The organism is Candidatus Symbiopectobacterium sp. (genome assembly GCF_020054415.1).
Lineage (GTDB): Bacteria > Pseudomonadota > Gammaproteobacteria > Enterobacterales > Enterobacteriaceae > Symbiopectobacterium.
On record NZ_JAHWCO010000118.1, the window covers coordinates 1 to 3062 of the forward strand.

General features: G+C 53.5%; 1 protein-coding gene and 1 pseudogene. One reads left to right on the forward strand and one right to left on the reverse strand.

Features of this window, described 5'->3' with window-relative positions; genetic code table 11:
• Positions 1 to 568 precede the first annotated feature (568 nt).
• Positions 569 to 2038, forward strand: a pseudogene (locus tag QZ506_RS03620) (flavocytochrome c).
• Positions 2039 to 2079: 41 nt separating this feature from the next.
• Here QZ506_RS03620 and QZ506_RS03625 read toward each other — a convergent pair.
• Entirely contained in the window at positions 2080 to 2646 is a 567-nt protein-coding gene (locus QZ506_RS03625; protein WP_291969125.1) for a DcrB family lipoprotein, read from the reverse strand.
• Positions 2647 to 3062: the final 416 nt, after the last annotated feature.

Sequence of the window (3062 nt, forward strand, 5' to 3'; positions counted from 1 at the left end):
CGTGGTATTGCTGGTTCAGCAGGCAGTAAAGACTGGATGATCATCCATGCTTCATCGGGAAGGTCGTAGCGAGCCATAGTTCAATATACTGTGGAAACATACGGTTACTATAACTCAGGCAATTAAGGGACACAGCCTAGTGAGCGTCGGCTTGCTGATGACGCTGCGTCTGAGCCGCCGTGGTATCACGTTGGCGCAGGAAGAAACCCTCTTGCCGCGGCAATAAGTGTTGTTACCCAACCGGCAATATTTATGGCGTTTTCGGTTGGGATATGTTGTCTGAGCTTCTCATTTCAGAATGATTCCCTACATTGGGCGGCGCTTCACGTTTAATCCCTTACTTTTCATTGTGAAATAGCGCATCGCCGCCGACTCAAGGCACGAGCGCGCATCGTATTCTGCCCGCTCGATACACCACGCCAATTTTGGTTATCTTTTGATTGAACTGGATTTTTTCTCAGCTCGATTCGATGTTTCTGAACATGGAGATAATCTTATGAGTAAAAACACCAAGCAAGACCCAAATCCCCAGGGGCACCGTCACTTCCTCAAATCTACCGGTATCATGATGGGTGCATTGGGTGGCATAGCGCTGTCCCGCCCTGCGGCGGTCGTTGCGCCACCTGCGCCGGTGCCGCAGAAGTGGGATACCACGGTGGATGTGCTGATTATTGGCACTGGCTTTGCCGGATTAGCTGCCGCCATTGAAGCACGTAATGCCAAAGCGGATGTGTTGATTATCGAGAAAATGCCGCTGTTTGGCGGAAACTCGATACTCAACGGTGGCGATCTGTCAGCGGCAGGCTCCAGCATGCAGCAGGCACTGGGCATCAAGGACTCCCCAGAACTGATGTATCAGGACATGATGAAAGCGGGCAACTGGCTGAACTACCCCGAACTGGCGCGCACCGTTGCCGATCATTCGGTGGAGGCGCTGGAGTGTGCCAAAAGCTTCGTGGCTGAGTTTGACCGGGTGAATTATCATGGCGGCCATGCAGTGAAACGCGCTCACCAACTGAAGCAGCGCTCCGGTTCCGGACTGGTGGTGAAACAGTACCAGAAGGCCAAAGCGTTGGGTGTGGTCATTGAGCAGCGTACCAAGCTGGAGCGGTTTATTATTGACAGCCACGGACGGGTGCTCGGGGCGGAAGTGCGGCGTGGCTATAAGTTCCCAGACGATGCTTCCGGCTCCATCGCGTTTATCCGTGCAACAAAAGGGGTGGTGCTGGCATCCGGCGGCTTCTCTCAAGGGGTAGCGTTACGGCAAATGTACGAACCGCGCCTGACGGATGCGTTCACCTCCACCAACCAACCGGGCGCGACAGGAGAAACGCTGATGGCAGCCAGCATGATTGGTGCTTTGGCGACGCAGAAGGATTGGATCCAACTCGGCCCCTAGACCAGCCCGGATGAGCAGGGTTTCGGCTATATCCCGCAGTTTGTTGAACGAGTGGTGGGTTATGGCCTGATGGTCGACCCTGCCAACGGCAAGCGCTTCTTTAAAGAAACTGGCAACCGTAAAGAGCGTGCTGATGCCATTATTCAACTGGAGCATCCGACGTTGATTATCGCGGACAAAACCAACACGCTGAAAATGGTCTATGAAGGGCAGATGATCGGCGCGCTGAAAAATGGCTCGCTCAAAACCTACAACACGCTGGAAGAAGTGGCGCAGGCTTATGGCATGCCGGCGGCGGCTTTTGTTGAACAGGTGAAACGCTGGAACGGCTACGTGGAGCAGCATCTGGAAAACGACCCTGACCTGGGCTGTATGATTTTCAAAGATGCTTCGCCCAATGTCACGCCGCCTTACTATGTGGCGCGCCTCTGGCCGCGCGTTCACCACACCATGGGGGGACTGGCGATCAATAAAGATGCACAGGTGATTGGTTTTGATTTGAAGCCGATTGTGGGGCTGTATGCCGCCGGGGAAGCCGCAGGCGGGGTGCACGGCGCGGTGCGTCTGGGGAGTGTTGCCATGACGGATTGCATCGTGTTTGGGCGTATTGCCGGGAAAAACGTGGTAAAGGCGAGCTGAGAGTATTAAGAAGAGAGGCCGCGTCAGCGGCCTCATTATGATTACTTCAACGTCAGCGTGCGAATGATGCTTTCTGCTTCGGTTTGCGCCGCTTGTTGATTATCGGCAGGCAGCGTGATTTGCAGCGTCAACAGTTGGTTCGCCACGTTCCCCATAAGCACGGAAGAGTAAACCTGCTTGCCGCTGCCACTGTTGGAGATGCTGTCGAGCTGTTGCAGCGCATGGCCGTTAACCTCAATGGCTTTATTGGTCACAACCTGCAAGTTGGCATCGCGGGCGCGTTGCTGATCTTCAAGGCGCTGCGTTAATACTGGCAGGGTTTCGTTGCTGCTATCGCCCAGGATGACAATCACTGCGCGCTGGCCATTATCGTTGGCGTAGACATGCATGTTGTTGGACTGCGAACCCACTTTTCCACTTTGATCATGCATATCCGCAGGCAGCGTGAACGTGATGTTGCCAGACAGCAGAGAGATGGTTTGACTGGCGGCCTGCGCGGCCGGGACATCGTGTCCTGCGTGGCCCGTATTGTCGTCTTTATTATCGTTGCAGGCGGCCAATAGTGCGGCAAGCAACGTAATTCCAATATATTTCACTAGCTTAGGCATAAGCGTCCTTCTCTTTTATCAGGCATGCACGGGTAAACCGCTATATCGCACCCTATTCACTGGGGAAACTCAAGCGTTTTGTTGTCACAAAACCTATTTAGGACGGTTCCTGAGACACAGCCACTTTACTCTTTGTCATCCTCGGCGAAAGCCGGGGATTTCTGCCAGAAAGAATGCGTTTCTCCTGTGCGAGATTCCCGCCTTCGCGGGAATGACGGAGGCGGGCGAGAATGACAGCGGTGGGTGTCGCTGTTTTAAGTAGGTTTGTCAGTCATCAGGGCTTTGTTGAATAAATAGAACTTTTGGGTAATCATCGGAGCAGATCACCACAGTTGTTTCAAAATCAGGTCTCCATGGCAAAACAAAATTTTAAAATCACCAACTGGCCCTCTTATAACAAGGCCCTCAAGCAGCGC